Annotated in this window: 25 protein-coding genes and 1 pseudogene; 12 read left to right on the top strand and 14 right to left on the bottom strand. The window is 65.8% G+C overall.

The features are described from left to right. Positions 1-25 precede the first annotated feature (25 nt). From THSYN_RS05105 to cysT, 6 genes are all read right to left on the bottom strand, one after another. Positions 26-997, bottom strand: a complete 972-nt coding sequence (locus THSYN_RS05105) for a Uma2 family endonuclease (protein WP_100918181.1) — start codon at positions 995-997, stop codon at positions 26-28. A gap of 217 nt (positions 998-1214) precedes the next feature. Further along, a complete protein-coding gene (locus THSYN_RS05100) occupies positions 1215-2003 on the bottom strand; it encodes an enoyl-CoA hydratase (RefSeq protein WP_100918180.1) in 789 nt (262 codons plus the stop codon). A gap of 223 nt (positions 2004-2226) precedes the next feature. After that, a complete protein-coding gene (locus THSYN_RS05095) occupies positions 2227-2463 on the bottom strand; it encodes a type 2 periplasmic-binding domain-containing protein (RefSeq protein WP_216644679.1) in 237 nt (78 codons plus the stop codon). 15 nt (positions 2464-2478) lie between these two features. Further along, on the bottom strand, positions 2479-3558 hold the full coding sequence (locus THSYN_RS05090) for a sulfate/molybdate ABC transporter ATP-binding protein (RefSeq protein WP_100918179.1): 1080 nt from the start codon (positions 3556-3558) through the stop codon (positions 2479-2481). A 223-nt stretch (positions 3559-3781) separates the two neighbouring features. Continuing rightward, a complete protein-coding gene (gene cysW, locus THSYN_RS05085) occupies positions 3782-4699 on the bottom strand; it encodes a sulfate ABC transporter permease subunit CysW (protein WP_100918178.1) in 918 nt (305 codons plus the stop codon). After that, positions 4699-5556: a sulfate ABC transporter permease subunit CysT gene (cysT, locus tag THSYN_RS05080; RefSeq protein WP_100918177.1), complete on the bottom strand. Its 858-nt coding sequence runs from the start codon at positions 5554-5556 to the stop codon at positions 4699-4701. The genes cysW and cysT overlap by 1 nt, the downstream gene beginning before the upstream one ends. Before the next feature lie 203 nt (positions 5557-5759). Between cysT and THSYN_RS05075 the strand changes: the two genes are divergently transcribed. The 4 genes and pseudogenes from THSYN_RS05075 to THSYN_RS05060 all read left to right on the top strand — a co-directional run bounded on the left by THSYN_RS05075 (position 5760) and on the right by THSYN_RS05060 (position 11021). After that, on the top strand, positions 5760-6767 hold the full coding sequence (locus THSYN_RS05075; RefSeq protein WP_100918176.1) for a sulfate ABC transporter substrate-binding protein: 1008 nt from the start codon (positions 5760-5762) through the stop codon (positions 6765-6767). 278 nt (positions 6768-7045) lie between these two features. Further along, positions 7046-7108, top strand: a pseudogene (locus tag THSYN_RS37195) (hypothetical protein); the annotation flags it as partial. A gap of 104 nt (positions 7109-7212) precedes the next feature. Further along, the gene (locus THSYN_RS05065) at positions 7213-9606 is read left to right on the top strand and encodes a type I restriction-modification system subunit M (protein WP_100918175.1); all 2394 of its coding nucleotides are present in this window, start codon (positions 7213-7215) and stop codon (positions 9604-9606) included. A gap of 143 nt (positions 9607-9749) precedes the next feature. Next, complete coding sequence (locus THSYN_RS05060) at positions 9750-11021, top strand: restriction endonuclease subunit S (protein ID WP_172965231.1); 1272 nt, start codon at positions 9750-9752, stop codon at positions 11019-11021. Positions 11022-11638: 617 nt separating this feature from the next. Here THSYN_RS05060 and THSYN_RS05055 read toward each other — a convergent pair. From THSYN_RS05055 to THSYN_RS05045, 3 genes are read right to left on the bottom strand one after another with little or no spacing between them, the layout of a single operon-like run. Next, the gene (locus THSYN_RS05055; protein ID WP_100918173.1) at positions 11639-11914 is read right to left on the bottom strand and encodes a toxin-antitoxin system HicB family antitoxin; all 276 of its coding nucleotides are present in this window, start codon (positions 11912-11914) and stop codon (positions 11639-11641) included. After that, entirely contained in the window at positions 11911-12333 is a 423-nt protein-coding gene (locus tag THSYN_RS05050; protein ID WP_100918172.1) for a putative toxin-antitoxin system toxin component, PIN family, read from the bottom strand. Before THSYN_RS05050 ends, THSYN_RS05055 begins: the two co-directional genes overlap by 4 nt. A gap of 2 nt (positions 12334-12335) precedes the next feature. Continuing rightward, positions 12336-12599 carry a type II toxin-antitoxin system Phd/YefM family antitoxin gene (locus THSYN_RS05045; protein WP_100918171.1) on the bottom strand — a complete coding sequence of 88 codons (264 nt, stop codon included), beginning with the start codon at positions 12597-12599 and terminating at the stop codon, positions 12336-12338. Between the two features lie 335 nt (positions 12600-12934). On the opposite strand from THSYN_RS05045, the gene THSYN_RS05040 reads away from it, so the two are divergent. Together THSYN_RS05040 and THSYN_RS05035 are read left to right on the top strand one after the other, a co-directional pair. Further along, a complete protein-coding gene (locus tag THSYN_RS05040; protein WP_100918170.1) occupies positions 12935-15934 on the top strand; it encodes a type I restriction endonuclease subunit R in 3000 nt (999 codons plus the stop codon). A 38-nt stretch (positions 15935-15972) separates the two neighbouring features. Then, on the top strand, positions 15973-16536 hold the full coding sequence (locus tag THSYN_RS05035; protein WP_100918169.1) for a plasmid pRiA4b ORF-3 family protein: 564 nt from the start codon (positions 15973-15975) through the stop codon (positions 16534-16536). Between the two features lie 249 nt (positions 16537-16785). Here THSYN_RS05035 and THSYN_RS05030 read toward each other — a convergent pair whose 3' ends face one another. Both THSYN_RS05030 and THSYN_RS05025 read right to left on the bottom strand, forming a co-directional pair. Beyond that, the gene (locus tag THSYN_RS05030; RefSeq protein ID WP_100922303.1) at positions 16786-17526 is read right to left on the bottom strand and encodes a hypothetical protein; all 741 of its coding nucleotides are present in this window, start codon (positions 17524-17526) and stop codon (positions 16786-16788) included. 283 nt (positions 17527-17809) lie between these two features. After that, positions 17810-18283, bottom strand: coding sequence for an EVE domain-containing protein (locus THSYN_RS05025; RefSeq protein ID WP_100918168.1), 474 nt, complete (start codon positions 18281-18283; stop codon positions 17810-17812). Positions 18284-18545: 262 nt separating this feature from the next. Between THSYN_RS05025 and THSYN_RS05020 the strand changes: the two genes are divergently transcribed. Beyond that, complete coding sequence (locus THSYN_RS05020; RefSeq protein ID WP_157817463.1) at positions 18546-19895, top strand: IS701 family transposase; 1350 nt, start codon at positions 18546-18548, stop codon at positions 19893-19895. A 477-nt stretch (positions 19896-20372) separates the two neighbouring features. On the opposite strand, the gene rsgA is transcribed toward THSYN_RS05020, so the two are convergent. Further along, positions 20373-21398 (bottom strand): ribosome small subunit-dependent GTPase A, encoded by a 1026-nt coding sequence (gene rsgA, locus THSYN_RS05015; protein WP_100918166.1) that lies wholly within the window; start codon positions 21396-21398, stop codon positions 20373-20375. A gap of 6 nt (positions 21399-21404) precedes the next feature. After that, entirely contained in the window at positions 21405-21536 is a 132-nt protein-coding gene (locus THSYN_RS36620) for a hypothetical protein (protein WP_257791227.1), read from the bottom strand. 130 nt (positions 21537-21666) lie between these two features. Between THSYN_RS36620 and orn the strand changes: the two genes are divergently transcribed. From orn to THSYN_RS04990, 5 genes are all read left to right on the top strand, one after another. Further along, entirely contained in the window at positions 21667-22212 is a 546-nt protein-coding gene (orn, locus tag THSYN_RS05010; RefSeq protein WP_100918165.1) for an oligoribonuclease, read from the top strand. A 150-nt stretch (positions 22213-22362) separates the two neighbouring features. Further along, positions 22363-22800: a hemerythrin domain-containing protein gene (locus tag THSYN_RS05005; RefSeq protein WP_100918164.1), complete on the top strand. Its 438-nt coding sequence runs from the start codon at positions 22363-22365 to the stop codon at positions 22798-22800. 7 nt (positions 22801-22807) lie between these two features. Further along, a complete protein-coding gene (locus THSYN_RS05000; protein ID WP_100918163.1) occupies positions 22808-23065 on the top strand; it encodes a DUF2249 domain-containing protein in 258 nt (85 codons plus the stop codon). After that, the gene (locus tag THSYN_RS04995; RefSeq protein ID WP_100918162.1) at positions 23059-24330 is read left to right on the top strand and encodes a hypothetical protein; all 1272 of its coding nucleotides are present in this window, start codon (positions 23059-23061) and stop codon (positions 24328-24330) included. The genes THSYN_RS05000 and THSYN_RS04995 overlap by 7 nt, the downstream gene beginning before the upstream one ends. A 90-nt stretch (positions 24331-24420) precedes the next feature. Beyond that, on the top strand, positions 24421-25302 hold the full coding sequence (locus tag THSYN_RS04990) for an ABC transporter ATP-binding protein (protein ID WP_100922302.1): 882 nt from the start codon (positions 24421-24423) through the stop codon (positions 25300-25302). A gap of 569 nt (positions 25303-25871) precedes the next feature. Here THSYN_RS04990 and THSYN_RS04985 read toward each other — a convergent pair. After that, entirely contained in the window at positions 25872-26927 is a 1056-nt protein-coding gene (locus THSYN_RS04985; RefSeq protein WP_100918161.1) for a homocysteine S-methyltransferase family protein, read from the bottom strand. Positions 26928-26969 lie beyond the last annotated feature (42 nt).

The raw sequence follows: 26969 nt of genomic DNA, 5'->3' as shown, positions 1-26969 counted from the left end.
CCGGCGCCTGCGCGAGGGATCCGCGTCAGGGCGGCGGCCGTCGCTCCGCCAACTGCGCCCGCAGTTGCGCCAATTCCTGTTCGGCCTGTCGGCGCGCCTGCGCCTCGGTTTCGGCGCGTCGCTCGGCCTCGCGTCTGGCGCCCGCTTCGGCCTCGGCGCGCTGTGCCTGCGTCTCGGCGCGCTGTGCCTGCGTCTCGGCGCGCGCCTCGGCTTCCTGTCTGGCCCGCGTTTGCGCCGCGGCGTGCTGCTCGGCCTCCCGCCACTCGGGGAGCACGAAATCGGCATAGACCGGGTCGTGGACCATCGCCTTGGGCTCGGGCTTTGTGAGCAGGTCGGTCAACCGGAATTGCAGCCCCGGCAGGACGCGCGAGCGGATGATGCCGTCGTCCGGTGCGATGGGGATATAGAGACCCGCGGCCGTGCGGGTGAAGAATGCCTGACGCTCGGGCTCCCGGTGCAGGATGTAGTACTCGGGCACCCCCCCGGCGGCATATTCGGCCTTCTTGGTGACCGTATCGCGCTCGCTGCCGCGGCGCTCCAGGTCCGACAGGGCCTCGATGCACAGGTCGAAGACACCGTGGTAAGAGGCATCCAAGGGCAGCAGCGGCTGGGGGTTGGTGTTGCACACGACCCCGAAATCGGGCTTGCGGATCACGGTCCCGGTCGGCAGCTTCAGGCGGAAGCCCATCTCCAGGGCCACCATCCGGGCGATCGGGCGGGTGTCGAGAAAGTATTGCAAAAGCCTGATGAACCAGGCGTAAACCAGAAAGGTCCCGTAGTCGGACACCGGCTTTTCCTCCAGACGACCGTTGTTCCACTCGTAATGGATGTCCGATTCCAGGTAATACTCCGTCCAGTAGGTCTCCTCCGAGACCAGCAGGCCGTCCGCGCAGCGGGGCTCGCCGGCGACCTCGGGCGAGAACCCGGGCGGGCGGGCGATGGCGGGGGGCGGGGGCTGGTGCGCCGGTGTGCGAAGGGTCGCGGCGGTTGGGCACATAGCGATGGGCCTTGCTTGGGGGGAATTGCCTGGGTGAAAGCCTGGCACGGGGGGCGGGCGGCGGGGGCCGCACATCGACAGTCTACCCAGCGATCCGGCCGACCTCAACGCCCGCGGCAGATACGCAAATCTTCTGCTTCGGGTGGGGCTTGCCGGCTGGACCAGTGGCCCGGCGGCGAGCGCCGCGGCTGGTGTTCAAGACATCAGCGACCAAGGGCTAGTGTCCACACCACCGCGGCGGGCGCTTATCGATAAACGCGGCAATGCCCTCCTGCGCATCCAGCGTTTGCAGATTGCGTACCATGGCTTGGCGACTGTAGTCGTAGGCCTCGGCCAGGGGTAATTCAAGCTGGTGATAGAAGGCCGCCTTGCCGATCGCGAGCGTCAGTGGTGACTTGCCCGCCAACTGGCTGGCCAGGGCTGCGGTCCGGGCCTCGAGCCCGGCCGCCGGCACGATCTCGTTGACCAGGCCGAAGCGCAACGCCGTCGCGGCGTCGATCGGGTCGCCCGTCAGCAGCATCTGCATCGCCTGCTTGGGGGTGACGTTGCGCGACAGGGCGACCATGGGTGTCGAACAGAAAAGCCCGATATTCACCCCCGGCGTGGCAAAACGGGCGTCGTCCGCGGTGATCGCCAGGTCGCAGGTCGCCACCAACTGGCAACCGGCCGCGGTGGCAATGCCATGCACCCGGGCGATCACCGGTTTGGGCAACCGCACGATGGCCAACATCAGCTCGGCGCACTCCGCGAACAGCGCTTCGGCATAGGTCTGATCCTCCTGGTTGGCACGGACCTCCTTCAGGTCATGACCGGCGCAGAAGCCCGGGCCGGCTCCGGCCAGGATCACGACGCGCACGGCCTGATCGGTGGCGATGTCGTCGAAGGCTCGGTGCAGGGCCTTCAGCATGGCGCGCGACAGGGCGTTGCGCGCCTGAGGCCGGTTCAGCGTCAGGGTCGTGACACCGGCGTCGTCTTGGCGCAGCACCAGCGAGTTCTCGTCAGTCATACTCTCGTTTCTCCGGATGGTTGAGTGGCGGCGCGGCATACTCGCCGGGCCCGGGTGGCCTTGATCATAACTCCGGCCACGCGCCCTTGCGACAACCCGTCGCGGCCTGGGGGCCGCTCCTACGCCGTAGGAGCGGCCCCCAGGCCGCGACGGCGGCGGTTGCCGAAATATGCCGCCCACGGCGCCACGACCTGATCGCGCCGACCGGACAATGGCATCGTGTTTATTCGCCGACGGTCTTGGGAAACACCGCCTCCCGGACCTGTTCCGCGGTCAGTGACGGGGCGCAGCAGGTGACGAAGCGGATGGCATAGTCACGCAGATAGTGGCCGCGGCGCAGGGCAATGCGGGTGGTATTGGCGGCAAAGAGCCCGCCGGCGGGGAGCAGCCGCAGGCCGGCATCGCGCGCCGGATGGAAGGCCATGGCGGCGATGATGCCGACCCCCAGGCCGAGTTCCACATTTGGAAGTTCATCTCAGGCCGACTCGTGACGGAACACCCGCAGCGGTGCGGGCACCAGGCGCACCCGCTGACCCTGGGTCAGGCCGCTCGCCCGTTCGCGCGGCAGGAGGACTTCATAGTGTCGCGGCTCGGTCCCCGCCGCGGCCTCCTCGACCCCGTCCAGTTCCACCCGGGCACTGCCGCCGAAAGCCAGGACCCGCCGCACCAGGGCATCCAGCCCATTGGGGGTGTCGAGATCGGTGACGATGTCCAGTTCGTGGGGGCGGGCGAAACCGACCACGTCCGTCCCCTGGACGGCGTTGCTCCCATCGTGGGTCAGGCTCGATTCGCCGACCCGGACGTGGGCACCGTCCACCCGGCCGTGGAAGACGTTGGCCGTGCCCAAGAAGCCGTAAACAAAGGGGCTGGCCGGGTGCTCGTAGACCTGGTCGGGGCTGCCGACCTGCTCGACCCGCCCGCGGTTCATCAGCACCACCCGGTCGGCGACCTCCAGGGCCTCCTCCTGGTCATGGGTGACGAAGATGGAGGTGACGTGCAGGTCGTCGTGCAGGTCGCGCAGCCAGCGCCGCAGTTCCTTGCGCACCTGGGCATCCAGGGCGCCGAAGGGCTCGTCGAGCAGCAGCACCCGGGGCTCGACCGCGAGCGCCCGGGCGAGCGCGATGCGCTGGCGCTGACCGCCGGAGAGTTGCGACGGGAAGCGGTCGGCGAGCCATTCCATCTGCACCAGATCGAGCAGGCGCAGGACGCGGCGGCGAATCTCCGGCTCCTTGGGGCGGCTGCGGCGCGGCTGCACCCGCAGGCCGAAGGCGACGTTTTCAAAGACCGTCATGTGGCGGAACAGCGCATAGTGCTGGAAAACGAAGCCCACCTGGCGCTGACGCACATGGGTGCCGGAGGCGTCCTCCCCTTCCAGGATGACGCGGCCCGCGTCGGCCGTCTCCAGCCCCGCGATGACCCGCAACAGGGTGGTCTTGCCGCAGCCGGAGGGGCCCAGCAGGGCCACCAGTTGACCGGTGGGAAAGTCGAGCGACACCCGGTCCAGCACGGTGACGCCGGCGAAGGTCTTGGTGATCTCTTCGACCTGGATGCTCATTAGGATATTCCTGAAATGACTCACGCCGCGGCGCGGGAGTGGACGAGGGTCGATCCTCACCCAACTGTTGAACGATTTCGCGCGGAGACGTTGTCGTTGTCGTTGTCGTAATCGAAATCGAAATCGAAATCGAGGTTATCGTAGCGCCCCGGATGCTCTCGCACGCCGGATTTTATCGCTTATCCGATTTCGACAACGACAACGACAACGACAACGATTGTGTTTAACTTCTTCTTGACACGTTACCAAGTGGTGCCGGGGCCGGGCGATTGGCCTGCCATTCCACCCAGGACTTGAGCGCCAGCGTCACCAGGGCCAGCATGGCCAGCAGCGAGGCGACGGCGAAGGCGGCAGCGAAGTTGTATTCGTTGTAGAGGATCTCCACATGCAGCGGCATGGTATTGGTCTGACCGCGGATGTGCCCCGAGACCACGCTCACCGCCCCGAACTCGCCCATGGCCCGGGCATTGCACAGGATGGTCCCGTAGAGCAGGCCCCACTTGATGTTGGGCAGGGTCACCCGCCAGAAGGTCTGCAGTCCGCTTGCGCCCAGCACCGTGGCCGCCTCCTCGTCGTCGCGGCCCTGCGCCTGCATCAGCGGGATCAACTCCCGGGCGACGAAGGGGAAGGTGACGAAGACCGTCGCCAGCACGATGCCCGGCACCGCAAAGACGATCTTGATGTCGTGTTCAATGAACCAGTGGCCGAACCACCCCTGGGCGCCGAAGATCAGCACCCAGATCAGCCCCGCAATCACCGGCGAGACCGAGAACGGCAGGTCGATCAGGGTGCCCAGGAGCTCCTTGCCGCGGAACTCGAAGCGGGCAATCGCCCAGGCCGCAGCCACCCCGAAGACCAGATTGAGCGGCACCGCGATGCCCGCCGCCAGCAGGGTTAGGCGCACCGCGGCCAGGGCATCGGGGTCGGTCACGGCACGCAGCGCGGTCCCCCAGCCCTTGCTTAAGGCCTGATGGAAGACCACCACCAGCGGCATGAAGACGAACAGGATGAAAAAGGTTAAAGAGACGCCCAGGATCAGCCGCCGCACCCAGGGTTGCTCCCGGGTGGCGGCATTGTCCTCGTAGCGGTGGGCGCCGATCCCGACCGCACTGGCGCCGTGCAGGGTCGCGGCGACGGCCATCAGCGGTTCCTCCCGGTGCGCTTGCCGCTCCAGGCCTGCAACAGATTGATGGCCAGCAGCATCATGAAGGAAAACAGCAGCATCACCACGGCGACCGCGGTGGCCCCCGAGGTGTCGTACTGCTCCAGCTTGGTGATGATGATCAGCGGCGTGATCTCCGAGACCATCGGGATGTTGCCGGCGATGAAGATCACCGACCCGTACTCGCCCACGCCGCGGGCGAAGGCGAGCGCGAAGCCGGTCAGCAGCGCCGGTGTCAACACCGGCAGCAGCACCCGGGTAAAGGTCTGGCGCCGCTGTGCCCCCAGGCTCGCCGCCGCCTCCTCCAGTTCGGTCTCCAGGTCCTCCAGCACGGGCTGCACCGTGCGCACCACGAAGGGCACCCCGATGAAGATCAGGGCCACCAGCACCCCGAGCGGCGTGAAGGCGACCTTGATCCCGAAGGGTGCGACGAGCCCGCCGAGCCAGCCGTTGCCGGCCCAGAGCGCGCTGAGCGAGATCCCCGCCACGGCGGTGGGCAGCGCAAAGGGCAAATCGATCAGGGCATCCACCAGTTTCTTGCCGGGGAAGCTGTAGCGCACGAGCGACCAGGCCAGCATCAGCCCGAAGACGACATTGATCCCCGCGGCCAGCAGCGCCGCGCCGAACGAGAGTTTGTAAGTGGCCACCACCCGCGGGGCCGTGACGATGGCCCAGAACTCGGCCCAGGTGAGCGAGGCGGTCTGGATGAAGACCGCCGCCAGCGGCAGCAGGACCATCAGGGACAGATAGATCAGGGTGTAACCCAGCGACAGGCCGAAGCCCGGCAGGACCCGGGTCTGGCCGGTCGGGTTGAAAAAGCTGACGGCGGCGCTCATCGGTGCAGCACCGACAGGGGTCTTGAGGGAATCATGCAGAGGGCCTCGGGCTGGATGAGGGGCGGTCAGTCTAAGCCTAGCTTAGCGAAGCGCGAAACCAACTGGAACCGCAGAAATCCGCTAAAGTTCGCATCATTTGTTGGTTCAGCTCCGCGTCGCGGCGCCTTCCAATGCAGGTCCATCAACCCCGGAGCACTATCCACATGATCGGCCCCATCCAACTGCGGTCCCTGATCCTCGGCACCGTCCTGGGGCTCGCCCCCCTGTGCGGCGCGGCGGCCGGGGCCACGCTGCTGAACGTCTCCTACGACCCGACCCGGGAACTCTACCAGGCCGTCAACCCGGCCTTCATCGAGGCGTGGCAGGCCAAGGCGGGCGAGGCACTGACCATCCGGCAATCCCATGGCGGCTCCGGCAAGCAGGCGCGGGCAGTCATCGACGGGCTGGACGCGGACGTCGTGACCCTGGCCCTGGCCTACGACATCGACGCCATCGCCGGGAAGGGCCTGCTGGACAAGGACTGGCAGCGGCGCCTGCCCCACAACAGCTCACCCTACACCTCCACCATCGTCTTCCTGGTGCGCAAGGGCAATCCCAAAGGAATCAAGGACTGGGGCGACCTGACCAAGGCCGGGGTGAGCGTCATCACCCCCAACCCCAAGACCTCCGGCGGGGCGCGCTGGAACTACCTGGCGGCCTGGGCCTGGGCGGAAAAGCACTTCGGTGGTGACGAGGCCAAGGTCAAGGACTACATCGTGAGCCTCTACCAGAACGTGCCGGTCCTCGACTCCGGCGCCCGCGGCTCCACCACCACCTTCGTCCAGCGCGGTCTGGGTGACGTGCTGCTGTCCTGGGAGAACGAGGCCTTCCTGGCCCTGAAAGAGTTCGACGCCGACAAGTTCGAGATCGTTGCGCCCTCCCTCTCCATCCTCGCCGAGCCCCCGGTCGCCGTGGTCGACAAGAACGTCGACCGCAAGGGCACCCGCAAGGCCGCGACCGCCTATCTGGAGTTTCTCTACACCCCCGAGGGCCAGCTAGTCGCCGCCGAGAACTTCTACCGCCCGACCGATCCGGCCGTCGCCGCCCAGTTCAAGGACCGCTTCCCCCAGATCAAGCTCGTGAACATCGGCGACCTGGGCGGCTGGGCCGCGGCGCAGAAGAAGCACTTTGCCGATGGCGGGCTGTTTGACCAGATCTATAATCCCAAGTGACGGGAGTCGGGGCGTCCCGCCCCGAAACCTTCGCCGGCGGGGGCGGGACGCCCCCGCCGACCTTGATCGCCGTTCCGGCGACTGGAGGTCGAGGCTTTACCGTGAAAGTCGCGCAGCGACGCTGTGGGAGCGGCTTCAGCCGCGACGGGGCGTCGCAGACTGCCGGGGCGTCGCGGCTTACCGCGGCCCCGCATCGCGGCTGCAAGCCGCTCCCACAGGGTTCCGGCCGGACATTCACGGTAAACTGTAGAACGATCCTATAACACGAGTCTCCTGGTGTGACCATCTCCGTTCGCCTGGACCCCGCAACCGAGGCGGCCCTGCGCCGACAAGTCCTGAACCGCGGCGTGCCCCTGTCCGAGTTCGTGCGCGACGCCATCCGCGAGAGACTCGCCGCCGCCGATACGCCGAATACTCCCTATGCCATCGCAGGAAACCTCGGTTCATGGACCACGCCCAACACAATCGACTCGTCAGCTTCATCTGGGGCATCGCCGACGACGTCCTGCGCGATGTCTACCAGCGCGGCAAGTACCGCGACTGCATCCTGCCGATGGTCGTCATCCGGCGGCTCGACGTCGTGCTCGGCCCGACCAAGGCGGCGGTGCTCGCGATGCATCGGCAACTGGACGAGGCCGGCGTCGCCAATCAGTCGGCCAAACTCAGGGAGGTCGCGGGCCAGGCCTTCTATAACGCCTCCCCCTTCCGCCTCGACGACATCCCGCGACGCGACAGTCCGCAGCGACTCAAGGCGGATTTCGAGCGCTATCTGGACGGTTTCTCGCCCAACGTCCAGCAAATACTAAAATATTTCAAATTCCGCAACCAGATCCCCACCCTGGTCGAGGCCGGCATCCTGGGCGCCCTGATCGATAAATTCCTGGACCCGGACATCAACCTGAGTTCCAGCCCGGTGCTGGACGCCGACGGGCGTGAACGCCTCCCCGCGCTCGACAACCACGGCATGAGCACGGTGTTCGAGGAACTGCTGCGCCGCTTCAACGAGGAGAACAACGAGGAGGCCGGCGAGCACTTCACCCCGCGCGACGTGGTCGGCCTGATGTCCGAGTTGATCTTCGCGCCGATCGCCGACCGGATCGAGTCCAGCACCTACCTGGTCCTGGACGATGCCTGCGGCACCGGCGGCATGTTGACCGTCGCGGAAGACCGGCTGCTGGGGCTCGCCCGCGCCCAGGGCAAGCAGGTCTCGATCCGGCTCTACGGCCAGGAGGTCAACCCCGAGACCTACGCCATCACCACCGCCGACCTGCTGCTCAAGGGCGAGGGCGAGCAGGCCGACCAGATCGTCTTGGGCTCCACCTTGTCCAGCGACGCCTTCCGCGGCAAGCGCTTCGACTTCATGCTCGCCAACCCGCCCTATGGTAAGAGCTGGAAGACCGACCTGGAGCGGCTCGGCGGCAAGGCCGAGTTGCAGGACCCGCGCTTCATCATCGAACACGCGGGCGAGCCCGACTACAGCCTGGTCACCCGCTCCAGCGACGGCCAGTTGATGTTCCTCGCCAACAAGCTCGCCAAGATGGTCGACGACACCCCGCTCGGCAGCCGCATCGCCGAGGTCCACAACGGCTCCAGCCTCTTCACCGGCGACGCCGGCTCCGGCGAGAGCAACATCCGCCGCTGGGCGATCGAGAACGACTGGCTGGAGGCCATCGTCGCCCTGCCGCTGAGCCTCTTCTACAACACCGGCATCGCCACCTACATCTGGGTCCTGTCCAACCGCAAGGCCGAGCACCGCCGCGGCCGGGTCCAACTCATCGACGCCACCGGCTGGTACCGCCCGCTGCGCAAGAACCTGGGCAAGAAGGGGTGCGAACTGGGGCCGCAGGACATCGCCCGCGTCATCGAAACCTACCAAGCCTTCACCAACGCCGCCGAGAGCAAGGTCTTCCCAAACCGCGCCTTCGGCTACTGGAAGGTCCGGGTCGAGCGCCCGCTACGCCTGCGCAGCCGTTTCACCCGCGCCGCGGTCGAGGCCCTGCGCTATGCCGGCGGCGACGAGGAGTGGCGCCGGACCCTTTACGCCCGCTTCGGTGCCGACCTCTACGACGACTGGCCGAAGGTTCGGGATCAGGTGGAAGCCGCGCTGATCGGTGAGACCGCGGACGGCGCCGACGCCGACGAGGACGCCGAGTCGCCCGGCACCAACCGCCGGCCCGCCGTCCCCGAGCCACGCCGCAAGCGGCTTCTGGATCCCAAGACCTGGGCGCGGGACCGGGAACTGCTGCGGACCGTGCGCAAGCTCCACGAGGCCATGGGCGACGACCTGTACCCGGACCACAACCTCTTTCGGGACCGCTTGGACACTGCCATCGCCCGGCTGGGCATCAAGCTCGGCGCCGCCGACAAGAAGCGCCTCATCGCCGCCCTGAGCTGGCGCGACGAGGAGGCCCCGCCGGTCATCAAGACCATCTACAAGCCGGGTCGGGCGGTCGCCGATCCGCTGCACGGGCTCTACGTGGTCGAGACCGGCGCACCCGGCGCCGCCCGGCCGGCGATCGTCGAATACGAGCCGGACCCGGACCTGCGCGACACCGAGCAGGTGCCTTTTCTCGAAGAGACTGCCCCGGGCGACTGGGCCGAGTGCAGCATCAAGACCTTCTTCCAGCGCGAGGTCCTGCCCCACTGCCCGGACGCCTGGCTGGACGGGCCCGCGACGCGGATCGGCTATGAGATCAGTTTTACCCGGTATTTTTATCGGCCGAAGGCGTTGCGGACGCTGGCTGAGATTCGGGCGGATATTGAGGCGGAGGAGCGGCGGACGGTGGGGTTGCTCGACGAAATCCTGGTGGATGAGGATGACTGGGAGTCTCAGCAATGAGGGCTCGGCTGGGGCGCTATCCCCGATACGCTAGTGTAGTCCGGCTTGGCCGGGTTCCTGCTCATTGGGATGTCCGAAGCCTTGGCTCTATTACGAGAGTACGGGCAGAACGCAATCAGCCAGGGTTACCGTTGCTGTCTGTCTTGCGTGAAAAAGGCGTCGTGCTTCGCTCACAATTGCGCGAGCATGAAAACCACAACTTCATTCCCGAAGACCTTTCCAGTTACAAAGTTGTCCAACCCGGTGATCTGGTAATAAACAAGATGAAAGCGTGGCAGGGGTCGATGGGAATTTCCCAATGGCACGGTATCGTTAGTCCCGCGTATTTTGTTTTTACACTCGACATACAGGAGCGAGATTTTTCCAGTCGGCTACTGCGAAGTAGGCCCTATGTGTCTTTCTTTGGGCGCGCTTCAGATGGCGTTAGAATAGGTCAATGGGATCTTTCCATTTCAGGAATGAAGCGTATACCGGCGCTTATCCCGCCGGTCGCCGAGCAGCGGCAAATCGGCGCGTTCCTAACTGATTTCGACCGCAGGATCAATCGTGCTATTCGCAGCAAGCGGCGGCTTATTGGGCTGATGGAAGAGCAGAAACAGGCCATCATCCACCGCACCGTGACCCGCGGTCTCGACCCAGGCGTCCGTCTCAAGCCATCGGGATTCCATTGGCTTGGGGAGGTGCCAAGGCATTGGCAGTTATCGCGGCTCAAGTTCGTGGCTTCGGATATCGTTGACTGCCTTCATGCAACCCCTGTGTATGTGGACGGCGCGCCCTATGCCGCGATTCGCACGGCGGATATCGAGCCGGGGCGCGTAAGAATGGCATCAGCGCGGCGCATCTCGGAAGCCCAATATCGACTTTGGACAGCCCGGCTGGTGCCGAGAGCCGGCGATATCCTGTATAGTCGCGAAGGTGAACGCTACGGTATTGCCGCGCTGGTTCCCGAAGACGTGGAGCTTTGTATATCGCAACGAATGATGGTCTTTCGCATCGTACCGGAGCATTCGAGCGGCTATGTCATGTGGCTACTCAACTGTCCGGAGGTCTATTCTCAAGCGGCAGCGGACATGATCGGTGCCACGGCGCCTCATGTGAACGTCTCGACCATCAAGAACTATGTCCTTGCCCTTCCCCCGCGTGACGAACAGTTGGCGATCGTTTCCGCCATTACCGATGCAGTTGCGCCACTCGACGAAGCAAAGGCCCGTGCCGACAGGGAAATCTCCCTCCTGCGCGAATACCGCACCCGCCTGGTCGCGGACGTGGTCACCGGTCAACTCGACGTGCGCGGCGTCTCGCTCCCGCCCCTGCCGGACGCGGATGCCGAGGACCCGGAGGCGGGGCTGGACGATGCCGACGACGCCGATCTGCTGGAGGCCGCCGAGTCCCTGGACGATGACGGCCAGGATTGACCTGAATCCGGCTATTGGTCACGCAAAGACGCCAAGAACGCAAAGAACGCAAAGAAGAAAGAACGTTGAAAGCGATGATCCCGCAACCCGGCAGGTAGGCCGTTCGTCAGACATATAGCATTGGATATCTTTGCGTCTTTGCGTCTTTGCGTGAAATGAGTTTTTCTTGCACGATTAGCCTAGAAAGCGCAGTTGTCACGCGAAGGTGCCAAGCTTTCTTGGTGTGACCCGCCCAAGCCCCGAAGGGGCGTGACATACCAGCTTAATGCGCAACACCCTGGGACCGCGCTTTTTAATCGGCCTAGCCCTGAAAGGGCGTGACATAACGGCGGATGTCCTGATGTCACGCCCTTTCAGGGCTAGCCGCCGTTACGCCTATACCCAGGGCGCGGCCCTGGGCTGGTATGTGTGACCCCGTTGGGGTCGGGACGCAAGACCCATCGTCCGGGAGCAGACCGTGAAACCGCCCTTCATACCGGCGGAGCGGCTACTCGGAGGCTTTGATCATCGTTCCGGCGCGGCCACCTTCTGGAGTCCAAGGCTTCAGCCTTGGTTCTATACATCCAAGGCTGAAGCCTTGGACTCCGGCCCGGGGCGGCCGAAACGATGATCAGGGCCTAGTCGGGCGTGGCCCCAACACTCTTGGGCAATGCCGTTCCGAGTTCATCACCAGGGTCCGCTGCTCGGTCCGGAACCGCCGCAAGAAAACGCTCGAAGTCATCGCGCCGGCCGACTGCCGCCTCTTGACGCAGATAATCGAGCGTCAACAGCGATGCCATTTTCTCACCGGCCGCGCTGGCAATGAATTGATTGACTGAAATCCCCTCCTTGAGGGCCATTGCTTGTATGCTCTTGTGCAAGGAGTCAGGGATGCTGATCGTGAGGGAGGTCATGATGCGCTCCTTAGCAGGTGGAGGAAATCGCCGGGCCTGATTGGCGCAACCCCGAAGTTGGCAGCGTTGCGAAAGTCAGCGATGTTATGGGTGACAATATAGGGACAACGGGCCGCGACGGCGAGTTCGAGAACCATGTCGTCGTCCGGGTCACGCAAACAGGGCCGCCAGAGGAAATGAATGTCCTGCAGGTGGGCTTGAGCGGCCAGATAACGGAGCAGTCCCATGGCGTCACCTGATGTCATTCCGGGAGGCAGGTGTTGCGGTCGCGTCAGCACGGCTTGCCATTCCAGGTAAAGGCTCACCGACAGGCAAATCTCGAAACGCGGACTGGGAATGGACGACACGAGGGCATAGCTCGCACCCTGCCGCGAGCGCGCCGCAGCGACCAAGACCGAGGTGTCCAGAACGATCCGCATGGTCAGTCGCGAGCGAACAGCGCATCGTCACACTCCAGGTCCGGGGCCAGCAGTGCCAGCGAAAAACTGCCGCGGCAGCGTGCCCCATCAGCCTGACCGACTGGCCGCAAAGCCGCGAGCTTTGCGTCGATTTCCGCGGGTGCCGTATGCACCAAGAGGGCAAAGGGCCGGCCGTTACGGGTCACGATCAGGTCCTGGCCCGCCTCGAGCCGTTCCCACACCTTGGCGGACGCGGACCGCAACTCGCGTACGGTTACAAAGTCCATGGCCTACTCCGGGGTAAATTTAGGTACCCTATTGTAGACACGCTTGTGTGCTGTCAGCCAGTCGGTCCAACCCAGGGTTTTCAGATCCGGGACTACTTGACCAGCCTCAGAGTTTGGGAACGAGCAACCGAGTATTATCAGTGGCTGGCGCCCCGTTTCGACGCGGCAGGGGCAGCGCATCCACATTTGACGGGTATTTGACGCAACGCTCCCGGGCCGCCGAAAACTGATTTTCCGTCGGGGAAAAAATCAACTGACATAAGCTGTTATGCCTGAACGCCAGGCCGATCGGCATTTGATGTGTACATAATCACGGGTAGACCGGAGGGGGCACCATGGCGACGGACACCACTGAACGAGGTCTCGAGTCGCTCATCGTCGAGTTCCTGACCGGGCAGCAACCCAGTTCCCGGGACGCCCAGGATGTCCGCGGCACCTACGGCGGAGGCGGCTACCTGCTGGGCGATGCCGCTGACTTCGACCGCGAGCACGCACTCGACCTCAGGCAACTGCTGGCCTTCCTGTCCGAGACCCAACCCAAGGTGCTCGCGCAACTGGGTATCGCCGCCCCGGGTCCGGAGCGGGTCCAATTTCTTGCGTGGCTCACCGGGGAGATCGCCAAGCGTGGCGTCGTGGATATCCTGCGCCGGGGCATCCATCACAAATCCCAGAAGGTGGAGCTTTACTTCGTGACGCCATCGCCGGACAACACGCAGGCGGTCGCCCGGTTCGCGGCCAACCGCTTCACCGTCACCCGGCAACTGCGCTACAGCACCAATGCCATCCGTCTGGCCCTGGATCTGGTGCTCTTCATCAACGGCCTGCCGTTGGTGACCTTCGAGTTGAAGAACAGCCTCACCAAACAGAACACGGCGGACGCGGTCGAGCAATACCAGACCCGGCGGGACCCGGCGGAGCGGCTGTTCCAGTTCGGCCGCTGCCTGGTGCACCTGGCGGTGGACGACCAAGACGTGCAATTCTGCACCGAACTGAAGGGCAAGGACTCCTGGTTCCTGCCCTTCAACAAGGGTTGGCAGGACGGTGCGGGCAACCCGCCCAATCCCCTGGGGATCAAGACCGACTATCTGTGGCGGAACGTGCTGACCCGGGCCAGCCTGACCGACATCCTGGAACACTATGCCCAGATCGTGGAGGAGGAGGACGAACGGACGGGCAAGTGGCACCGCAAGCAGATATTCCCACGCTATCAACAGCTTACCGTGGTCCGCGCACTGCTCGCGGATGTGCGCACCCGGGGGGTGGGGCATCGCTATCTGGTCCAGCACTCGCGCGGCAGCGGCAAGTCCAACTCCATCGCCTGGGCGGCCCACCAGCTCAGCGAGTTGGAGGTCGAGGGCGCGCCGCTGTTCGATTCGGTGGTGGTGGTGACGGACCGGACCCTCTTGGACCGGCAGATCCGGGATACGCTCCGGCAATTCACTCAGGTGTCGTCGATCCTCGGACACGCGCGGCACGGCGGGGACCTGCGGCGCTTCATCGCGAGCGGCAAGCGGATCATCGTCAGCACGGTGCAGAAGTTTCCGGTCATCGTGGCCGAGCTCGGCGCCGAACACCGCGGCCGACGCTTCGCCATCCTGATCGACGAGGCCCATTCCAGTCAGGGTGGGCGGGCGGCGACACAGATGAACATGGCGCTGTCCCCCGACGGGGAGGAGGTCGCGGGCGAGACCATGGAGGACGCCATCAACCGCCTGATGGAGTCGGGCAAGATGCTGGCGAATGCGAGCTATTTCGCATTCACCGCCACGCCCAAACCCAAGACCGCCCAGGTCTTCGGTAAGCGCGTGATGAGGGACGGCAAGGAATGCTTCGAGCCCTTCCACAGCTACACGATGAAGCAGGCCATTGAGGAGCGCTTTATCATGGACGTGCTGGCGAACTATACCCCGGTGCCGAGCTTCTACCGGCTGGCCGCCACCCTGGAGGAAGACCCGCTCTTCGACAAGAAGGAGGCACTGAAGAAGCTCCGGCGCTATGTGGAAGGCCATGACCACGCCATCCGCATCAAGGCGGAGATCATGGTCGATCACTTCCTCGATCAGGTCATTGCGCGACGCAAACTCGGCGGGAAGGCGCGGGCCATGATCGTCACGGCCGGGATCGCCCGGGCCATCGACTATTACTATGCCGTGAGCGCCTATCTGATCGACCGCAGGAGCCCCTATAAGGCGATCCTGGCCTTTTCCGGGGAGCCCCAATACCAGGAAAAAAAGGTCACGGAGTCAGGTATCAACGGTTTTCCGTCCAACCAGATACGCTTCAAGGTACGGGAGCATCCCTATCGGTTTCTGATCGTCGCCGAGAAGTTCCAGACCGGCTACGATGAGCCGCTGCTGCACACCATGTATGTCGACAAGGAACTGGCGGGTATCAAGGCGGTGCAGACACTCTCGCGCCTCAATCGCGCCTGCCCGGGCAAGCTCAACACCGGTGTCCTGGACTTCTACAACGACGCCGATACCATCCAGGCCGCCTTCCAGCCCTATTACCGCACCACCATCCTGAGTGGGGGCACGGACCCGAATCGGCTGCACGACCTCCAGGCGGACCTGGACCGCCATCAGGTCTACACCCAGGATGAGATCGATGAACTGGTGACACGCTATCTGGCGAATGCCCGGCGCGACCGGCTGGACCCCATCCTGGATCGCTGTCGCGCGCGCTACCAAGTGGACCTGGACGCCGATGCCCAAATCGACTTCAAGGGCAAGGCCAAGGCGTTTCTGCGGACCTACGGCTTCCTCTCGGCCATCCTGCCCTTCAGTCGCGCCTCTTGGGAGAAGCTCTCCATCTTCCTGCACCTGCTGGTGCCGCGGCTGCCGGCTCCGCGTGATGACGACCAAGGGACAGAGATCCTGGCGGCGGTGGACATGGACAGTTATCGCTCCGAAAAGCAGGCCACCTTATCGCTGCGGCTTGAAGACATCGACGGGACCCTGGACCCCTATAACGAGCGGGGCGGCGGCCGCAAGCCGGAGCCTGAATTAGAGCGGCTGAGCAGGATCCTGCGCGAGTTCAACGAGCGCTGGGGTAACATCGCCTGGGTGGACCGCGACCGGATCGCAAAGGTGATTGCGGAAGAAATACCCGCCTACGTTGCAGGCAATAGCGCTTACCGCAACGCCATGCATCACGCGAACCGGGATAAGGCCCGGATCGAACACGATTCCGCCCTGCGTCAGGTGATCCTGGGGATGTTCACCGACCACCAGGATCTGTTCAAGAGGTTTCAGGACGATGATCAATTCCGGGACTGGCTGTCGGAAAGCGTGTTCGCGGCGACTTACCAACCCGGCAGCCAGAGAACGGTTTGACATTGGTCGCAACTCAGTCATCATCGGGAGCAAGAAACATGGCAAAAAGCGCTCAAGCAATCTATCAGATCAAGATCGGCCTTGATGGCGCAAAGCCGCCGATCTGGCGCCGCGTGCTCATCGACGGCGCGGTGCCGCTGCCGAAGTTCCATCAGGTCATCCAGATCGTCATGGGGTGGACCGACTCCCATTTACATCAGTTCCGTGTCGGCCGGGTTTACTATGGCACGCCGGACCCTCATTCTGATTTCATGGAAATCCTGGATGAGCGACGCTATAAGCTTAACCAGCTTCTCAGGAACGAGAAAGAGTCGATCATCTACGAATACGATTTCGGCGATAGTTGGGAGCATAAAATATCGCTGGAGAAGATCCTGCCCGGCGACCCGGCCGCAACCCTGCCGTGCTGCATCAAGGGCAAGGGCGCCTGTCCGCCGGAAGACGTCGGGGGCATTCCCGGTTACTATGGATTCATTGCGGCACTGGGCGATCCGACACACCCGGAGCACGAAGAGTACAAGGAATGGATCGGGGGCGAATTCGACCCCCAGGCGTTCGAGGTCGACGAGGTCAATGCGCTGCTGCTTGAATATTGCCGGTGAGGGCTCCAGCCCAATGCCGTTGAGTTAGGCCACGCTGGCTCCCGCGCTCCTGCGTGGGAGCAAGGGCGGGCGCTCCGCGTTCAGTGCCAAGACCGGACGCGGAGCGCCCGCCCGGCATTCCCACGCAGGAGCGTGGGAACGAGACGCGAATCCGGGGCGCTACGATAACCTCGATCACGACAACAACGACGACAACGACGCGACGAGCATTCCCTAAGGAGCTTATTTTACTTGTTAGTGAACCGTTCCTCAGGGCTGTTCAAATACCTGAAACCGGCGCACCTGGCCCGCATCGAGCCGGGGGGCGGCGTGCGGCGTCGGCCGGGTATTGCCGCCCAGGTCGATGGAGTAGGCGTCGAGCCTGGTGTAGGCGATGCTGCGCTCCAGGGTTCCCACCTGGACCAGGCGGGCGTCGGCCGGCGCCCATTCGGCCGGCAGAATGAGGCGGCAGCGCCCGAGGCCGGTCGGGTCCAGGGTGAAGGGGGAAGGGAAACGGTGCTGCTTGCGGCTGCGAATGGCGCCGTCCCCGTAAGAGCCGAAGCCCTCGATTTTTTCTTCGATATGGGAGGCGGCGCCCCCCTGATCGGTATTGATCAGGTCCCGGTGGGCGATGCAGAGTGAATGGATCGGCCGCGGTTTTCCGCCGCTGCCGGTATAGAGGAGGAAGACCAGGAAACAGTCCCGGTCGTCCTTGGGCTCCGCCGGGTTGATGCTCCTGGAGTCGTAGTCCTTGCGGGCGGGTCGGCCATTCCTCAAGGCCATCGACTTGATCTCGTAGCCCTCGACGGGTGCCTGGGTGTCGTCACCGACCCAGAGGTCCGGATCGCCGACGCGGCCCTGCGGGTGCAGCGGCAACCCGAGCGCGGCGACGCGGGCGGCGAACCAGTCTTGCGCGAAATACTCCTTGTCGTTGGCGCTGCGCGGGATCATGTCCACCCCCGTGGTCATGGCCTGATGGGCGGCCAGAAAAATCTCGATGCTGTAAGTCATATGATCGGCCATCCTGAACGGCAAAGTGTCTGAATTCAACTGGTCGGCCGCGATCTGTCGGCGGGCCTCCAACTCCTGCGACAAGTGTAGGCATTGTGCCGGTCCAGTTCCGTGCGGTAGCCGGTCGTTGGTTTCCCGTTCGCAGGCGACGGTGGCGTCCACCCCCGGGATCGAGGCGGAACAGGGGGACCGGACCCAGGTTGCAGTCGTTCAGCGCGACGGCGCAGTCCAGCACCTCCAGGCGTTCACGCAGGGTTCCCGACCTCTGTGCCGCGTACCCCAATTACTGAGCCGCCTCCAGCCCCAGGATAAAATCCCACTGGGCCGGCGTCACCGGCATCACCGAGAGCCGGTTGCCCCGGCGCACCAGGGGCATGTCGGCGAGCGGTCCGTCCGCGTGTAGCTTGATCTCGCGCAGCGGGATGGGGCCCCTGAGGTGACGGACATAGCGCAACTCGACCAGGTACCAGCGCGGCCGTTCCGGGTCGCTCTTGGGGTCACAGTATTTCGCCTGCGGGTCGAAGGCGGTGGCGTCCGGGTAGGCCTGGCTTGCGACTTCGGCCAAGCCCACCACCCCGGGCTCGGCACAGTTGGAGTGATAGAACAGCACCCCGTCACCGATGCGCATCTGATCGCGTATCATATTGCGCGCCTGATAGTTGCGCACCCCGTCCCAGGGCTCACCCGCGGCCCCTTTGGCCTTGAGATCCTCGATGCTGAAGGCGTCCGGTTCGGACTTGAAGAGCCAGTAGGCCATGGTTGCCCCGGATGGTTGGATGAGTATTGCCGTGTGAGCCTCTTGACTCGACTTTGGCCATTTTTGCAGTTGGGCGACGGCCCCGCGCGTGACGCCGCGGTGGTGGCGAAGCGTGTGCTGAGCGGGGGCTGCGGCGGCCGATCGTCGCGGCCAGCCAGCATCCGCCCGTGGCCGTGGCACGCGGGGACACGCAGGGGGAAGGCAGGCGGGGCACCAACAGTGTATGTTCCGAGGTCGACCAAGACACCGGACGTACCTCCTGATGCCCCACCTGCCCGCCTCGATTGTACCGACTTTGCTGCCCTTTGCGCCGCTGTTCACCGCGCCGACCTGGCGCCATGTGCAGGTCTTGTTGACCGGCACGTTGCTGGCCCAAGGCCCGCGCACGGTGGCCGCGGCCCTGCGGGTCATGGGGCTGGGGCACGCGCCCCGGTTCGAGCGTTACCACCGGGTGCTGAGTCGCGGGCGCTGGTCGGGGGTGCAGGGGTCGCAGATCCTGCTGGGGCTGCTGATCGCGCTGCTGCCGCCCGGCTGGCCGTTGCTGATCGTCGTGGACGAGACCCTGGAGCGGCGCAAGGGCGCGCGCATTGCTGCCAAGGGGATGTACCGCGATGCCGTGCGCTCGAGCAAAAGTCGCGTGGTGACCTGTCTGGGCCTGCAATGGATCTGCATGGCGTTGATCGTCCCCTTGCCGTGGAGTCGGCGGCCCTGGGCATTGCCGTTCCTGACGTTGCTGGCGCCCTCGCAACGGGCCAACGTCGCGGCTGGCAAGGCCCATCGGACCGTGATCGACTGGACCCTCGTCATGGTCCGGCTGGTGGCGCGCGGGCTCACGCGCCGCCGCTGGGTCCTCGTTGGGGACGGCAGCTACTCCTGTGTGCGCCTGGGCTGGGAGTGCCTCAGCGCGCAGGCGGCCCTGATTTCGCGCCTGCGCCTGGATGCACGCTTGTTCGGGCCGCCCGCACCGGTGCCGCCGGGACGGCGTGGCCCCAAGCCGAAGAAAGGCCCACCCCTGGCCAAGTTGGCCACACGCCTGGAGGAGGCGCGTACGCACGGCACCGAGACCACGGTTCAGTGGTATCGCGGCGAGACCAAGACGCTGCGTCTGCTCAGCGGGGTCTGTCTCTGGCATACCCCGGGGTGGCCGCCCCTGCCGATCCGCTGGGTATTGGTCGTCGATCCGGCCGACCCGCTGGCCGCCGAGGCGTTCTTCACCACTGACCTGACCGTGCCGTCGGTACGCGTCATCGAATGGTTCGTCTTGCGCTGGTCGATCGAAGTCACCTTCGCCGAGGTCCGTCGCCACCTGGGCGTCGAGACCCAGCGCCAATGGGCCGCCAAGGCCATCGCCCGCACCACGCCGGCATTGCTGGCGCTGTTTTCCATCGTCTGCTTGATGGTGCATCGGCTGCGTGAGCACTGGGCGTCCTTGCCGCGCTCGACCGCTTGGTACTTCAAGCCGCAGGCCACCTTTTCCGATTGCCTGGCGCTGGTGCGCCGCACCATCTGGGCCGAGGGGAATTACGTCAACTCGCTTGCGGATCAGGATCAGGTGGTAATTTCCCGCCCCGCCTGGGAGCGCGTGCTCGCGCAACTGGCCGCGACCGCCTGAGCCGCGTCGCGCGGCGTGCCGCGCCGCCGCGCCGGGGCCGCGGAGCGGGCCTGACGGGTTGGCTCCGTGGTCCCCCAGGGTCCGCCGTGCGGACCCTGGCCCCGCGATTGCCGGTCGCGGCTGGCACGATGAGCGGATGCGCCTAAAATGGCCAAAGTCGAGTCTTGAATCCTCTCACGGCGACGCGGAGGCACGGAGACCGGAAAAAAAGGCATCTGACAACTGCGTTTCAGGTCATAGGTCAGAGGCGCGAACCAATGCCGGTAACAGGTCGGATACGCCCTCTGCAACGGCGCGGTCAAAGCGGGCGTTGGCCTTGAGCATAGTCGCGACCTATCAGCCAACGGCGAGGTCACTGGTCCGCACAGCGGACCCTACGGCCTGCTTCTTTCTCCGTGTCTTTGTGTCTCCGTGAGAGAAATTCTTTCTCCGTGTCCCCGTGAGAGAACTCTTCATTATTATAGCGTCAGGTATGACTCAGCCCCAGGTCGGCCCCAGCCCCGCCGCCAGATGATGAAAATTGGCAAGCCGCTCCGGCGCGATCTGCCCCGCGTCGACCGCCGCGCGAATGGCACAGCCGGGCTCCCGGTCGTGCCGACAGTCGCCGAAGCGGCAGTGACCCAGGTGGGGGCCGAATTCGCGGAAGCCGCGTTGCAGCGTCTCCCGGTCGATGGCGCCCAGGCGGAAGCTGCGCACCCCCGGTGAGTCGATCAGCGAGCCGCCGCCGATCAGGCGGTAGCAGGTGGCGGTGGAGGTGGTGTGACGGCCCAGCCCGGTGGCGCGGGACAGGCGCCCGATCTGGACCTCCAGGTCCGGCAGCAGGGTGTTGACCAGCGACGACTTGCCGACCCCGGACTGGCCGACCAGGATGCTGGTCTCACCGGCCAGGGCGGCGATCAGGGTGACCAGGGTCGCGGGGCGGCGCAGGCTGGTCCAGAGAGTTTCGTAGCCGATCGCCGGGTAGTGGGCGAACCGGGCCCGGAAGGCCGCCTCCCCCGCGGTATCCAGTAGGTCCATCTTGTTGGCGACGATCAGTGCCTGGACCCCGATCAGCTCCGCCGCCGCCAGGTATTGGTCCACCAGATAGCCGCTCGGGTCCGGTTCCGGGGCGATCAGGACCACCAGGCGGGTGAGGTTGGCCGCGAGCGGCTTGTCGCGCCCGCTGTAATCCGGGCGGCTCAGGACCATCCCCCTGGGTTGGATGGCGGTGACCACCCCCTGCCCATCGGCCGTGGCCTGCCACACCACCTGGTCACCGCACACCGGGTGCCCGATATGTCGGCGCGCCAGGCAGTGGTGGACCTGGCCGCGCGGGTCCTCCACCGCCAGGTTGGCCCCGTGGCGGACCACCACCCGCCCGGCCTGGGGCCCGAGTGCATCCGGTTCCTCCTCATCGAGCGCCGCGAGCGCATTCTCCGCCCGGTCCGCCAGGCGTTGGCGGCGGCGCTCCTGGATGGTCTGGATCCGCTCGAGCTGACGTTCGGACAGGCGCCGCCTAGTCATCGGCGCTCAGGGCTTGATATGGCGGCAGAGGGACTGGGCGTCCGGTGTCTCCCTGGCGGGTGGCGCCGCGGCCAGGGGGGCGGCGTGGGTGCCGGCCGGCGCGAAGGACAGGGCGAGGCGCAGCGGGGGTTGGATCATGAGTCGGATTCCGTGGGTGTGTCACTGCATTGTAGAGACTGCCCGGGCGCGCTGCACGGCGCTGGGCTGCTAGACTGCGCGGCTGATGACGATTTGCCGCCGACCGCGGCGACTGATATGGACTCGCGACATGCCCAAGAGCGAACAGAACCTGATCTGGCTGGATCTCGAAATGACCGGCCTCGACCCCTTCACCGACCACATCCTGGAGATCGCCACCGTGGTGACCGACCAGGACCTGACCATTCTGGCGGAGGGCCCGGTGCTCGCCGTCCACCAGCCGGACGCGGTCCTGGCCGGGATGGACGAGTGGAACCGCACCCACCACGGCGACTCGGGTCTCAGCGCGCGGGTGCGTGCCTCGGTGACGGACGCCGCCGCCGCGCAGGCCGCGACCCTGGCCTTCCTGGCCGACTGGGTGCCGGCCGGGGCCTCGCCCCTGTGCGGCAACAGCATCTGCCAGGACCGGCGTTTCCTCGCCCGCTTCATGCCCGAGTTGGACGCCTACTGCCACTATCGCAACCTCGACGTGAGCACGCTCAAGATCCTGGCCCTGCGGTGGGCGCCGACGGTGGCGGCGAGCTTCAAGAAGGCGTCCAAGCACCAGGCACTCGACGACATCCGTGAGTCCATCGCGGAACTGCGGCATTATCGCGAGCATCTGCTGCGCCCGTAGGGTCCGCTGCGCGGACCGTCCAGCGCCCGAGGTCCAGCCACGGCGGGCCGATCATCGATCCAAGAAAGCGCAGTCATCCAGATCAAGGCGCCGTCGGGCCGGGCCACACACAATTGAAACCGACGCGAGCCACCCCAAATCTGCTTAGCCATGACAACTGCCATCACCGATTCCTTCACGCAGGACCACCACCGCTGCGACCGCCTGTTGGCGCAGGCCGAGCGCCGGGTCGCCGCGGGCGACTGGCCGGCCGCGGCGACGGCGGTCGCGGACCTGGGGGCCGCCATGGAGCACCACTTCGCCCTGGAAGAGGGCATCCTGTTTCCGGAACTGGCGCAGGTCTTCCGGGTAGCCGAGAACCCCATCGAGATCATGGTCGCCGAGCACGCCCAACTGCGGGCACTGCTGACGGACCTGCACCAGGCGGCCGCGGAGCGCGCCCAGGCCGACGCCCTCGGCGTCCTGGAGACGCTGCACCTTCTGGTGCAACAGCACAACTACAAGGAAGAGGGCGTGCTCTACCCCATGGCCGACGGGGCGCTGCCCGAACGCGGTGCGGCCATTGCCGCCCTGCTGGCCGGGGACTGAGCGCGTCATGGCCCAGGTCCTGGATGTCCGCACCCTGCCCCCGCCGGAACCCCTGGAGCGGGTCCTGGACGCCCTGACGGCCCTGCCGAACGGCGGGCGGCTCTGGGTCCTGCACCGCCGGGAGCCCTTTCCACTCTATGACATGCTCCAGACCATGGGCTATTCCTGGCGCGTGCGGGGCCGGGAGGGTCATTTCGAGATCCTGATCTGGGACAGCGGGGCGCCGCCGACCCGCGCCGAGCTGTCCTGGAACCCCCCATGCTGAATACCGCGGGCCTGCGTCTGGATCAGGCCCCGCCGCTGACCGTACCCTTCGCCTTCTTCCTCGGTGCCCCGCCCTTCGCGGTGGCCGCTGGGCTCCTGCTTGCCTGGCAGGGGGAAGGCGCGCTCGCCGCGCGCTGGACACCGGCGGCCCTGGCCCTGGCCCACCTGATCGCGCTGGGCTTTCTGAGCCAAATCCTGTGCGGCGCCCTGCTGCAACTGCCGCCGGTCCTGGCCGGGGCGCCGGTGCCGCGGGTGGTCCCGGTGGGGCGTGCCGCCCAGGCCCTGCTGGCGACGGGCACCGCGCTGCTGTGCGCCGGGCTCGCGCTGGGTTGGGGTCTGGCATTGGGGGTCGGCGCGCTGGGCGCCGCCGCCGGGCTCACCCTGCTCGCCGGGGCGGTCGCCGTCGCGCTCAGCCGCGGCCGGGGCAGCGTGGACACGCGCCGGGCCATGGGGCTCGGCCTGGGCGCCCTCGCCGTTACCGTCGTGCTGGGGTTGATGTTGTCGGCGGCACTGCTCGGCTGGTTGCGCCTGCCCGGGCTCCCGGGCTGGGTGGACCTGCACCTCGGCTGGGGGCTGCTGGGCTGGGCCGGGCTGATCCTGATGGGGGTGGGCTATCAGGTAGTGCCCATGTTCCATGTCACGCCGGCCTATCCCGGCTGGCTGCGGTCCTGGTCGGCCCCGCTGGCGGCCGGGGGCCTGGTCGCGGCCACGGTCCTGACCCTGGCCGGCCAGGCGGAGCGGGCGACCTGGGGCCTGGGCCTGGTCGCGGCCTGCTTCGCGGTCTTTGCCCTCACGACGCTCGACCGGCAGCGCCGCCGCGAGCGCCCCATCCTGGACGCCACCCTGCTCCACTGGCGCCTGGCCATGGCCTGTGTGCTCGCGGCGGTCCTGCTGTGGTTCACCGGCGGCCGGGCCGAGACCATCGGCGTCCTGCTGCTGGTCGGGGTCGGCGTCGGGTTGCCGAGCGGCATGTTGTTCAAGATCATGCCCTTTCTGTCCTGGTTCCACCTGCAACAGCGCCAGCTCGCGGCCCGCCGCTTCGACCTGCGCATCCCGCACATGCACGCCTTCATCCCGGAGCGCCGCGCCCGCATCCACTGGGGCCTGCACCTCATTGCGCTCGGCCTGCTGGTCGCCGCCACCCTGGCCCCCGGCCGCGGTCTGGCGCCGCTCGCCGGGCTGGCGCTCGCCGTCTCCGCGGGCTACCTGGGCCTGCTCGTGACTACGTGCTATCTACGCTATCGGGCGCTTGCGCGCCGCTTCTGAGGCTTTCATTCGATGCGCAACAAGTTAACCCCGGACGGTCAGGCGGAACGCGATAGTGGTTCCGCCGTTTCGGTGCCGACGCCGCCTGATCTGAACGTAATCCTGGACGTCCAGTCCCTGGTGCGCAGCTTCCCCGGGGTGCGGGCCGTCGATGGCCTGAGTTTCCAGGTCTTGACCGGCCAATGTTTCGGCCTGCTCGGTCCCAACGGGGCCGGCAAGACCACGACGCTCCAGATCCTGGAGGGGATCGACCAGCCGACCTCGGGCCTTGTGCTGTTTCGCGGCCGACCCCTGGACAAGGGGTATCGGGAACTGATCGGGGTCCAGTTCCAGTCCACCGCGCTCCAGGACTTCCAGACCGTGGGGGAATGTCTCCAGACCTTCGCGAGCCTCTACGGCCGCCACGCGGACCGGGCGGCGCTGATCGCCCTGTGCAACCTGGACGAGATCCTGAACCGCGACACGCGCGTGCTCTCCGGCGGCCAGCGCCAGCGCCTGCTGCTTGCGCTCGCCCTGGTCAGCGATCCGGAACTGATCTTTCTCGACGAGCCGACCACCGGCCTGGACCCCCAGGCGCGGCGCAACTTCTGGGATCTGATCGAAACGGTGCGCCGCCAGGGCAAGACGGTGGTGCTGACCACCCACTACATGGAGGAGGCGCAACGCCTGTGCGACCAGGTCGCCATCGTCGACCACGGACGCATCGTCGCCCAGGGCGCGCCGCTCGCACTGATCCGGGAACACTTCCCTGCCGCCATCATCCGGCTGCCGGTGGAGGCCTGGCCGGACGGCGTGTCACTGCCGGAGACGGCCGAGACCCGCGGGGCCAAGATCGAACTGCCGGTGGAGGACGTCGCTACCGCCCTGCTGGACTTGGGGCGCAGCGGCGCCGACCTGACCGGACTGCGGGTGGACGTGCCTAACCTGGAGGATGTCTTTCTCAAACTCACGGGGCATTCACTGCGGACCTGAGTCCTCCGGATTCCTGACTCGCACCCAAGCTCCGCTTGGGAATGCGGTCCCGAAAGCGTCGCCCTACGCGTGCTTTACGGGCGATTTCAGCTTCGCCGTCAAAAATGACGTTTCATTGTTGACGCTGGTCATCAGGACCAATATCCCCTCTCTTCTCGGGTCGTACTCGTCCACAAGCGCGGTCAGATTGGCGATGGAGTCTATGTCGTCAAATATTTCAAGAAGGTCCTTCCTGCTCCTGTAATCATGTGCCGTTGGTATGCATCCAACTATTGCTGAATGCGCATGAAAAAGAAGCGCCCCTCGTCCTTGGGTCAAATAGCATTCCCGGTATGCCTTGGAGATTTGGGGCAAGACTCGCTCCAAGGCGGATAATGCCTCGTCTCGTTCGCTTTTTGCCAAAGGGCTATGTTCCGCCATGGATTCAAGTCAACTCCACTGTGTGTCTAAGGCGTTGATCATCGCTCCGGCGACTGGCACTCGCGGTGCGTGGGTTCGCACCGCATCGGCTTTGATCATCATCTCAGCCATTCCGCGACCTGCGAGGTTGCTGGTCCGCGCAGCGGACCCTACGCGTTGAATGCCTCCAGCCCCGACAGCCGCAGCCGGTGGTCGTTCTCCCGGGGTTGGCGCGGCGCCTGGCCGGCGACCGCGGCGGCGATGGCGCGGATGTGCGCCGGGGTGCTGCCGCAGCAGCCGCCGACAATGTTGACGAAGCCCGCCTGGGCCCACTCGGCGACGTGCTCGGCCATCTGCTCCGGGTTCATGTCGTATTCACCCATCTCATTTGGCAAGCCGGCGTTGGGGTGGAATGACGTATAGAACTCGCTGACCCCCGCCAGGTCCTCCACATGGGGCCGCAGCGCATCGGGGCCGAGCGCGCAGTTGAGCCCGATGGAGAGCGGGCGGACGTGGCGCAGGCTGTTGTAGAAGGCCTCCACCGTCTGGCCCGAGAGGGTACGCCCGGAGGCGTCCGTAATGGTGCCGGAGATCATCACCGGCAGTACCACCGCGTCCTCCTCGAAGACCTGATCGACGGCAAAGGCGGCCGCCTTGGCGTTGAGTGTATCGAAGATGGTCTCGATCAGGATGGCGTCCACCCGCCCGGCGATCAGGGCGCGGGTCGCCTCGGCATAGATGGTCACCAGTTCATCGAAGTGGGTGTTGCGGGCACCGGCGTCATTCACGTCCGGGGAGATGCTCGCGGTCTTGCTGGTGGGGCCCAGGACCCCGGCGACGAAGCGCGGCTTATCCGGGGTGAGCGCCGTGTAGCGGTCCGCGCAGTCGCGGGCGAGCAGGGCGGCGGCGGTGTCGATCTCCGCGGCATAGTCCTGCAGGCCGTAGTCCGCCTGGGACAGCCGGTTGCCGTTGAAGGTGTTGGTCTCCAGGATATCGGCCCCGGCCTCCAGGTATTGCTCATGGATCTCGCGGATGACCGCGGGCTTGGTCAGCACCAGCAGGTCATTGTTGCCCTTCAGATCCGATGGCCAGTCCTTGAAGCGCTCGCCGCGGTAGTCCGCCTCGCCGAGTTGGTAGCGCTGGATCATGGTGCCCATGGCGCCGTCGAGGATCAGGATACGTTCGCGCAGGAGGTCGGCGAGGGTGGACTGGGTCTGGGCTGGCATGGGGGATTCCGCCTTGGGTTCTTGACAGGGCACCCGCTCGGT

The organism is Candidatus Thiodictyon syntrophicum (assembly GCF_002813775.1).
GTDB lineage: Bacteria > Pseudomonadota > Gammaproteobacteria > Chromatiales > Chromatiaceae > Thiodictyon > Thiodictyon syntrophicum.
Note: the sequence above shows the minus strand (reverse complement) of the source record. Positions and strands in the feature narration are given on the sequence as shown.

Bases quoted from the DNA above. Each gene is read 5' to 3' on its own strand.
- THSYN_RS05035 (WP_100918169.1), top strand. From the start codon at position 15,973: ATGGCAAAAAGCGCTCAAGCAATCTATCAGATCAAGATCGGCCTTGAT.
- THSYN_RS05050 (WP_100918172.1), bottom strand. From the start codon at position 12,333: ATGCGGATCGTTCTGGACACCTCGGTCTTGGTCGCTGCGGCGCGCTCG.
- THSYN_RS05040 (WP_100918170.1), top strand. From the start codon at position 12,935: ATGGCGACGGACACCACTGAACGAGGTCTCGAGTCGCTCATCGTCGAG.
- THSYN_RS05030 (WP_100922303.1), bottom strand. From the start codon at position 17,526: ATGACTTACAGCATCGAGATTTTTCTGGCCGCCCATCAGGCCATGACC.
- rsgA (WP_100918166.1), bottom strand. From the start codon at position 21,398: ATGACTAGGCGGCGCCTGTCCGAACGTCAGCTCGAGCGGATCCAGACC.
- THSYN_RS36620 (WP_257791227.1), bottom strand. From the start codon at position 21,536: ATGATCCAACCCCCGCTGCGCCTCGCCCTGTCCTTCGCGCCGGCCGGC.
- orn (WP_100918165.1), top strand. From the start codon at position 21,667: ATGCCCAAGAGCGAACAGAACCTGATCTGGCTGGATCTCGAAATGACC.
- THSYN_RS04995 (WP_100918162.1), top strand. From the start codon at position 23,059: ATGCTGAATACCGCGGGCCTGCGTCTGGATCAGGCCCCGCCGCTGACC.
- THSYN_RS05090 (WP_100918179.1), bottom strand. From the start codon at position 3,558: ATGAGCATCCAGGTCGAAGAGATCACCAAGACCTTCGCCGGCGTCACC.
- THSYN_RS05000 (WP_100918163.1), top strand. From the start codon at position 22,808: ATGGCCCAGGTCCTGGATGTCCGCACCCTGCCCCCGCCGGAACCCCTG.
- THSYN_RS05075 (WP_100918176.1), top strand. From the start codon at position 5,760: ATGATCGGCCCCATCCAACTGCGGTCCCTGATCCTCGGCACCGTCCTG.
- THSYN_RS05105 (WP_100918181.1), bottom strand. From the start codon at position 997: ATGTGCCCAACCGCCGCGACCCTTCGCACACCGGCGCACCAGCCCCCG.
- THSYN_RS05055 (WP_100918173.1), bottom strand. From the start codon at position 11,914: ATGACCTCCCTCACGATCAGCATCCCTGACTCCTTGCACAAGAGCATA.
- THSYN_RS05065 (WP_100918175.1), top strand. From the start codon at position 7,213: ATGGACCACGCCCAACACAATCGACTCGTCAGCTTCATCTGGGGCATC.
- THSYN_RS05100 (WP_100918180.1), bottom strand. From the start codon at position 2,003: ATGACTGACGAGAACTCGCTGGTGCTGCGCCAAGACGACGCCGGTGTC.
- cysW (WP_100918178.1), bottom strand. From the start codon at position 4,699: ATGGCCGTCGCCGCGACCCTGCACGGCGCCAGTGCGGTCGGGATCGGC.
- cysT (WP_100918177.1), bottom strand. From the start codon at position 5,556: ATGAGCGCCGCCGTCAGCTTTTTCAACCCGACCGGCCAGACCCGGGTC.
- THSYN_RS05020 (WP_157817463.1), top strand. From the start codon at position 18,546: ATGCCCCACCTGCCCGCCTCGATTGTACCGACTTTGCTGCCCTTTGCG.
- THSYN_RS05005 (WP_100918164.1), top strand. From the start codon at position 22,363: ATGACAACTGCCATCACCGATTCCTTCACGCAGGACCACCACCGCTGC.
- THSYN_RS05045 (WP_100918171.1), bottom strand. From the start codon at position 12,599: ATGGACTTTGTAACCGTACGCGAGTTGCGGTCCGCGTCCGCCAAGGTG.
- THSYN_RS05025 (WP_100918168.1), bottom strand. From the start codon at position 18,283: ATGGCCTACTGGCTCTTCAAGTCCGAACCGGACGCCTTCAGCATCGAG.
- THSYN_RS04985 (WP_100918161.1), bottom strand. From the start codon at position 26,927: ATGCCAGCCCAGACCCAGTCCACCCTCGCCGACCTCCTGCGCGAACGT.